Origin of the sequence: Micromonospora sp. NPDC049799 (assembly GCF_040656655.1) — a bacterium.
Classification (GTDB): domain Bacteria; phylum Actinomycetota; class Actinomycetes; order Mycobacteriales; family Micromonosporaceae; genus Micromonospora.
In genome coordinates this window covers 24,481-31,094 of record NZ_JBFAMU010000012.1, presented here as the reverse complement: position 1 = coordinate 31,094, position 6,614 = coordinate 24,481, and the positions used below count along the sequence as shown (strand labels likewise).

Genomic DNA, 6,614 nt, shown 5'->3' with positions numbered 1-6,614 from the left:
GCAAGCTCGGCCTGTTGCTGGGCAAGCGCAGCACTCAGCCCGACATCCGGGCTGACGACATGCAGAGTGCCGGGGTGATCCATAGATCCCCCCGCCGCCGCAGGTCGCGCCACAGCAGTACGAGCCGGTGGCGGAGACGCCGCCCGTCCCGGCACCGCCGGGCCCCTTCCCGCCGCAGCCCGCCTGGTACCCGCCGCCGTGGCAGCAGGGGGCCGTCCCGCAGTCCGGCCCGGTCCCGCCGCCCTACCCGCCGATGGAGGGCGCGCCGCCCGTGCAGCCCCCGTACCCGGAACCGGCCTGGAGCCCGGAGGTCGGCGCGCCGCCCACCGCCGAGGACTTCGCGCGCCGCCGCCAGGTCCGGCCCGCCGACCCGGTCGCCACCATGGGCGTACGCGCCATGGTGAACAAGACCGGGCTGCTGCGTCTGGCACCGGGCCGGCACGAGCAGGAACTCCGGCGGGACATCGAGATGGTGCGCCGCAACTTCGGCGGGCTGCGGCAGGTGACCGTGGTCAACCCGAAGGGTGGCGCCGGCAAGACCGTGGCGATCCTGCTGCTGGCCATGACGTTCGGCCAGAAGCGCGGCGGTTACGTGCTCGCCTGGGACAACAACGAGACCCAGGGCACCCTCGGCATGCGCGCCCAGCAGGACTTCCACTCCCGCACGGTGCGGGACATGCTGCGCGACCTCGGCCAGTTCCACGGCGCGCACGGGCGCGTCGGCGACCTGTCGCAGTACGTCCGCTCCCAGGGCGAGGGGATGTTCGACGTCCTCGCCTCCGACGAGTCGGCGACCGGTGGCGAGATGCTCACCGCCGCCGCGTTCGCGGAGATCCGCGAGGTGGTCAGCCGCTTCTACAAGCTGATCTTCGTGGACACCGGCAACAACGTCCGGGCGCAGAACTGGCAGGCCGCGATGGACGCCACCGACCAGTTGCTGGTGACCATGTCGGCCCGGAACGACTCGGCCGAGACGGCCGCCCGGATGCTCGACCACCTGGAGCAGAGCGGCCGGCAGCGGCTGGTCCGGCAGGCGGTCACCGTGGTCTCCATGCCGCCGTCGCGCAAGGAGATCGACCTTCCCGCGATCCAGGAGCACTTCGCGGCGCGGACCCGGGCGGTGCTGCTGGCGCCGTACGAGAGGCTCATCGACAGCGGCGAGCCGATTCGCTACGGGGCGCTCTCGTCGGCCACCCGGGACGCCTGGCTGAAGATCGCCGCCGCGGTGGCCGAGGGACTGTGAGGCGGTGACGGCGTGACGGCCGGCCCGGATCTGCCGGACCGGCCGTCACGACGGGGTCAGTTGCTGGCCAGGGCGTCGGCCGCCGCCGGGTCGCAGTCGCGGAGGAACTGGGCGCAGCGGGCCGCCTCGTCCGCCTCGCCGATCTCGTCGGCGGCCCGGGACAGCACGTAGAGGCAGCGCAGGAAGCCGCGGTTCGGCTCGTGCGACCACGGCACCGGGCCGTGCCCCTTCCAGCCGCTGCGACGCAGCTGGTCCAGGCCCCGGTGGTAGCCGGTGCGGGCGTACGCGTAGGCCGGAACGACCTGGCCCGCGGCGAACGCCCGGGCCGCCAGCGCGGCCCAGCCGGCGCTGTAGGTCGGATGGTGGGCCGCCACCTCGGCGAACGCCTCGTCGCTGCCGCTCTCCTCGGCGGCAGCCAGGGCGGCGTCCGCCTCGTCGTGCGCGGGTAGGAGGGTGGCCGGTGGCTCCGGCAACAGGTTCTGCATCGTCCCATTCAACCCGCTTCGCGGTGCGACACGCGAGGGGGTTGGCGGAGTCGCTTGGCTGAAAGGCTGAGGAACTGGTCACGCCTGCGGCCCATGCCGCCGCCACGTGATTTCCATTACAACTATGGGTCCGGAGCCTCCCCAGGACCCGGTCAAGCAGGAGCCCGGCGGCCTCGGTCGCCGGGCTCCTGTCTGTCTCCGGGTTCCACGGGCCGGGCGGGGGCAGGTTTGGCGGGTTGACCCGGCCGGGCAGGATGACCGCGTGCCCAGCCCGCCACCCATCGACGTCATCGAGCCGCACGTCTGCACGGACGAGGTCGAGACGCGCGCCGACTTCGACCGGCGCCTCGCCACCGGCGACCTTGCCGGGCTGACCGTGCAGGGCCTCCGGCTCGACCTCGACCCGCCCGACCTCACCGGCGTCACGGTCACCGGGACGCTCTTCGTCGGCTGCCGGTTCGCCTCCCGGGACGTGGGGGCCGACCTGGTGCGGCGCGGCGCGAACGTGGTGCCGCCCTTCTCCGGGCTGCCGTACCCGACCCAGCCGTCCCACCTGTACACGCCCGAGGACCTCGCCGACGGGTTCGCCGGTGGGGGCTTCGCCGGCATGTACGACACCCGGGTCTACGAGCACTTCCGGGCGCACGGCGGGGCGCTGCCGGACGTCCGCGAGGCGCTCGGTCAACGGCTGCACGACCACGGCGTGGACAACGCCCTCGCCGACGCCACCCGCACCTGGCTGGCCACCCACGGTCCGCAGTCGGTGGTGGGCATCATGGGCGGGCACGCGGTGCCGCGGGGCAGCGCGCCGTACCGGATGGCCGCCGTGCTGGGCTGGGAACTGGCCCGGGCCGACCGGCTGGTGGTGACCGGTGGCGGGCCGGGGGTGATGGAGGCGGCGAACCTCGGCGCGTACCTGTCGCTGCGGCCGGCCGCGGACCTGACCGCCGCGATCGACCTGCTCGCCGAGGCACCGGACTTCACCGACCACGACCGTTACACCGCGGCGGCGCTGCGGGTACGGGAGGTCTACGGCCGCCCGGTGACGCCGCCGCCCAACGGCGGCGACCCGGCGTCCCGGCAGCACGCCGACTCGGCCGCCCTCGCCACCGGCGGGCGGGACTGGGCGCGCGCCGGCGGGTTGGCCATCCCCACCTGGTTGTACGGGCACGAGCCGGCGAACCTCTTCGCCGGCCGGATCGCCAAGTACTTCTCGAACGCCATCCGCGAGGACACCATCCTGCGGCTGGCCCGGGGCGGGATCGTCTTCGCCCCCGGCCGGGCCGGCACGGTGCAGGAGGTGTTCCAGGCGGCCACGAAGACGTACTACGGCACCGACGGCGCCAGCGGGGCGTACGTCTTCCTGGACCGCGCGTACTGGACCCGGGAGTTGCCGGTGGAGTCGCTGCTGCGCCCGCTGCTGGCCGCGTCGCCGTTCGGCGACCTCTCCTCGACCGTGCACCTCACCGACGACGTCCGGGAAGCCGTCCGCGTCCTGACCGGGGTGTGAGAGGAACCGCGACGGCCGGCCCCCCGTGCGGGGAGCCGGCCGTCGGACCGTCAGGCGGTCGTCACTTCATGGTGGTGCCGGTGGAGCGCAGGTGCTCGCAGGCCTCGGCGACCCGCGCGGCCATGCCGGCCTCGGCGGCCTTGCCCCAGACGCGGGGGTCGTACATCTTCTTGTTGCCGACCTCGCCGTCGACCTTCAGCACGCCGTCGTAGTTGCGGAACATGTGGTCCGCCACCGGCCGGGTGAAGGTGTACTGGGTGTCAGTGTCGATGTTCATCTTCACCACGCCGTAGTCCAGCGCCTCGCGGATCTCCGACAGCAGCGAGCCGGAGCCGCCGTGGAAGACCAGGCTCAGCGGCTTGTCCTTGCCGTACTTGGCGCCCACCGCCTCCTGGATCTGGTTGAGGATCTCCGGGCGCAGCTTGACGTTGCCCGGCTTGTAGACGCCGTGCACGTTGCCGAAGGTCAGCGCCGCCATGTAGCGGCCCTTCTCGCCCAGGCCGAGGGCCTCGACCATGGCCAGACCGTCCTCGACGGTGGTGTAGAGCTTGTCGTTGATGGCGTTCTCGACGCCGTCCTCCTCGCCACCGACGACGCCGACCTCGATCTCAAGGACGATCTTGGCCTCGGCGGCACGGTCGAGCAGCTCGGCCGCGATCTGCAGGTTCTCCGCCACCGGTACGGCCGAGCCGTCCCACATGTGCGACTGGAACAGCGGCTCCTGGCCGGCGGCCACCCGCTCCTTGGAGATCTGCAGGAGCGGCCGGACGAACTTGTCCAGCTTGTCCTTCGGGCAGTGGTCGGTGTGCAGCGCGATGTTGACCGGGTACTTCTTGGCCACCTCGTGCGCGTACGCGGCGAACGCCACCGCGCCGGTGACCATGTCCTTCACCGAGGGGCCGGACAGGTACTCGGCACCACCGGTGGAGACCTGGATGATGCCGTCGCTCTCCGCGTCGGCGAAGCCCTTCAGCGCGGCGTTGAGGGTCTGCGAGGACGTCACGTTGATCGCGGGGTACGCGTACCGGCCGGCCTTGGCGCGGTCCAGCATCTCCGCGTAGGCCTCGGGGGATGCGATGGGCATAGTCGAGTGCTCCTTACTTGCCGCTCTCGGCCGTCACCGGCCGCTGTTGTCCATGGGTGCGCCGGACCGCGCTGTCCACCGCCGGCAGTATCCCGTAGAAGGTGGCGCCGGGCACAACCACCCCGGCGGGCGTCCACCGGTCGGCCGCACCGACGCTCCGGACTGTCCGGTGCGACGACGCTGATCAGCCAGGTCGCGACGGTCATCACGATGGCGCCCCACAGGGCGGCTCACCGCCCCATCCTGGCACCGGGGACGGCACCCGGAGGGGCGATTCGGTCGACTCGGCCGCCGCGCGGTCGTGCGGGGTCGACCAGCGCTGCGGGAGCGCAGACCGTACGGTGGGTGGGAACCGTCCGCCGAGATCACGGGAGGGACCGATGGGTCAGCCCGACGAGGACTTCGCTCCCAGCCACCACCTCAGCCCCGAGGAGCGCGACATGGAGGCGGAGCCGGCCGACGCGGTCGAGCAGGCCGCCTCCATCGACCCCGGCGACGCCGACGCCGACGCCGAACCGCACCGCGGCCTGGAGGTCGGCGACTGGGACGCGATGGAACAGGCCCGGGTGGTCGCCGCCGACGAGGACGACTACCGCTGACGCGGCCGACTCAGCGCAGGCGGGTGACCCGCGCGGGGTTGGCCGCGACCCAGCCGGCCAGCCGGTCCTCGCGCAGTGCCGCGAGGAACGGCGTGGCCGCCGGATCGAGGGTGAGGTAACGGCCGTTCCCTCCGGCCGGGAGGTCGAGCCCGACCGGCTCGGTCGACTCCAGGGCGGGCACCACCCGCAGCAGGTCCGGCAGGCTGGCGCTCCCGGACCACGACACGGTCAGCTCCGGCCCGACCAGTCCGAGGAGGCGGGACATCCGGACCGGATCGGTCAGCACACCCTGCTCACCCGCCCGCCGGACCAGCCCGGCCGCGTACCGGTGGGCGTTGCGGTCCCGGTCCAGGGCGCCGTCGGGCATCCCGCGACGCTGCCGCAGCAGGTCCACCGACTCCGCGCCGTCCAGCCGGTGGCAGCCGGCGGGGAAGATCCGTCGGGTGTGGATCGACCGCACCCGTTCCGGCAGGCAGACCTCCACGCCGTTCACCGCGTCGGTCAGCTTCCGCAGCACCGGGTAGGTCAGGACCACGCCGGCGTCGATCCGTACGCCGGTCAGGTCGGCGACGGTCCGGCGGGTCAGGTCGTACCCCTTCGCCAGGTCGGGCCGGCCGTCGCCGGCGCCGAATACGAAGGCGGCGTTGAGCTTGTCGGTGCCGTGTCCCGGGATCGGCACCGCCAGGTCGCGGGGCAGCGAGATCAGGTACGGGCGGCTGCGGTCGGCCGGCACGTGCAGGAGAAGCACCGAGTCGGCCAGTGGCGGCCGGGAGCCGGACGCGGAGTCCACACCGACCAGCAGCACGTTCAGCGTACCGACCGGTGCACCACTCGGGTCGGCCATCAGGGTGGTGCCGTCGTCGACCGCGGTCTGGCCGGGCCGGAACTGCGGTGCGCCGACACCCAGCACACCGACCAGCGCGACCGCCGCCGCGCCGACCCGCAGCCGCTGGCGCCGACGGCGGCGACGGGCCGCCAGGCGGTCGATCGCCGCACGCACGGGGCCGGTCGGCGGGGTCAGGGGCTCGTGCCGCGCGAAGGCGGCACGCAGGTCGTCCTCGGTCATGGGCGGGCCTCCGCGTACTCGGTGCGCAACGTGGTCAGGGCGCGGGAGATGCAGGAGCGGACGGTGCCGACGGCGCAGCCGAGGATCTCGGCGATCTCCGCGTCCGGCAGGTCCTCGTAGTAGCGCAGCACCAGGGTGGCGCGTTGCCGGCGAGGCAACCCGGCCAGCCAGGACCACACCTGGTCCCGGTCCACCGTGTGCTGGGCGTGGTCGGCCGGCGCCGCGACGGCCTCGTCCGGCTCACCGCGCAGCAGCACCCGCCGCACCCACGAGCCGCGCCGCCAGTCGACGAACTGGTTCGTCAACATGCGGCGGACGTACCGCTCGGGCGAGTCGGCCCGGGCCACCCGCCGCCAGTTGAGCTGGACGCGCACCATGGTCTCCTGCACCAGGTCCTGCGCCTGGTGTGGATCGCCGGTCAGCATGACCGCGTACCGCAGCAACGCGGCCAACCGCGCGTCGGCGAACTCCTCGTACGTCACCGCACCTCCTGGGCTCCTGCCACCGATGACGGGTACGGGCGTCCGGATCGTTGCACTCCTGATCGACATCGAAGTCCTGACCGAGCGCGACCGCACGGTCATGCCGTGTCGCCGCAGGTCAACCTTTCGGCTGGTCTTTCCCTCG

Annotated in this window: 6 protein-coding genes and 1 pseudogene; 3 read left to right on the top strand and 4 right to left on the bottom strand. The window is 73.1% G+C overall.

Annotated elements, in window-relative coordinates; genetic code table 11:
* Positions 1-298: 298 nt before the first annotated feature.
* Positions 299-1,243: pseudogene (locus tag AB0I76_RS02685) on the top strand (ParA family protein); the annotation flags it as partial.
* 56 nt (positions 1,244-1,299) lie between these two features.
* Here the strand turns inward: AB0I76_RS02685 and AB0I76_RS02680 are convergent.
* Positions 1,300-1,728, bottom strand: coding sequence for a DUF3151 domain-containing protein (locus AB0I76_RS02680; protein WP_357028934.1), 429 nt, complete (start codon positions 1,726-1,728; stop codon positions 1,300-1,302).
* Between the two features lie 262 nt (positions 1,729-1,990).
* Here AB0I76_RS02680 and AB0I76_RS02675 point away from each other — a divergent pair, with 262 nt between their 5' ends.
* A complete protein-coding gene (locus AB0I76_RS02675) occupies positions 1,991-3,238 on the top strand; it encodes a hypothetical protein (RefSeq protein ID WP_357028931.1) in 1,248 nt (415 codons plus the stop codon).
* Between the two features lie 61 nt (positions 3,239-3,299).
* Here the strand turns inward: AB0I76_RS02675 and fbaA are convergent, their stop codons facing one another.
* Positions 3,300-4,322 (bottom strand): class II fructose-bisphosphate aldolase, encoded by a 1,023-nt coding sequence (gene fbaA, locus AB0I76_RS02670; protein WP_357028928.1) that lies wholly within the window; start codon positions 4,320-4,322, stop codon positions 3,300-3,302.
* 380 nt (positions 4,323-4,702) lie between these two features.
* Here fbaA and AB0I76_RS02665 point away from each other — a divergent pair, with 380 nt between their 5' ends.
* Positions 4,703-4,921 carry a hypothetical protein gene (locus AB0I76_RS02665; RefSeq protein WP_357028925.1) on the top strand — a complete coding sequence of 73 codons (219 nt, stop codon included), beginning with the start codon at positions 4,703-4,705 and terminating at the stop codon, positions 4,919-4,921.
* 10 nt (positions 4,922-4,931) lie between these two features.
* On the opposite strand, the gene AB0I76_RS02660 is transcribed toward AB0I76_RS02665, so the two are convergent.
* Both AB0I76_RS02660 and AB0I76_RS02655 read right to left on the bottom strand, forming a co-directional pair.
* Positions 4,932-5,987, bottom strand: a complete 1,056-nt coding sequence (locus tag AB0I76_RS02660) for an LCP family protein (RefSeq protein WP_357028921.1) — start codon at positions 5,985-5,987, stop codon at positions 4,932-4,934.
* Complete coding sequence (locus tag AB0I76_RS02655; RefSeq protein WP_357028918.1) at positions 5,984-6,469, bottom strand: SigE family RNA polymerase sigma factor; 486 nt, start codon at positions 6,467-6,469, stop codon at positions 5,984-5,986. The genes AB0I76_RS02660 and AB0I76_RS02655 overlap by 4 nt, the downstream gene beginning before the upstream one ends.
* Between the last annotated feature and the right edge of the window lie 145 nt (positions 6,470-6,614).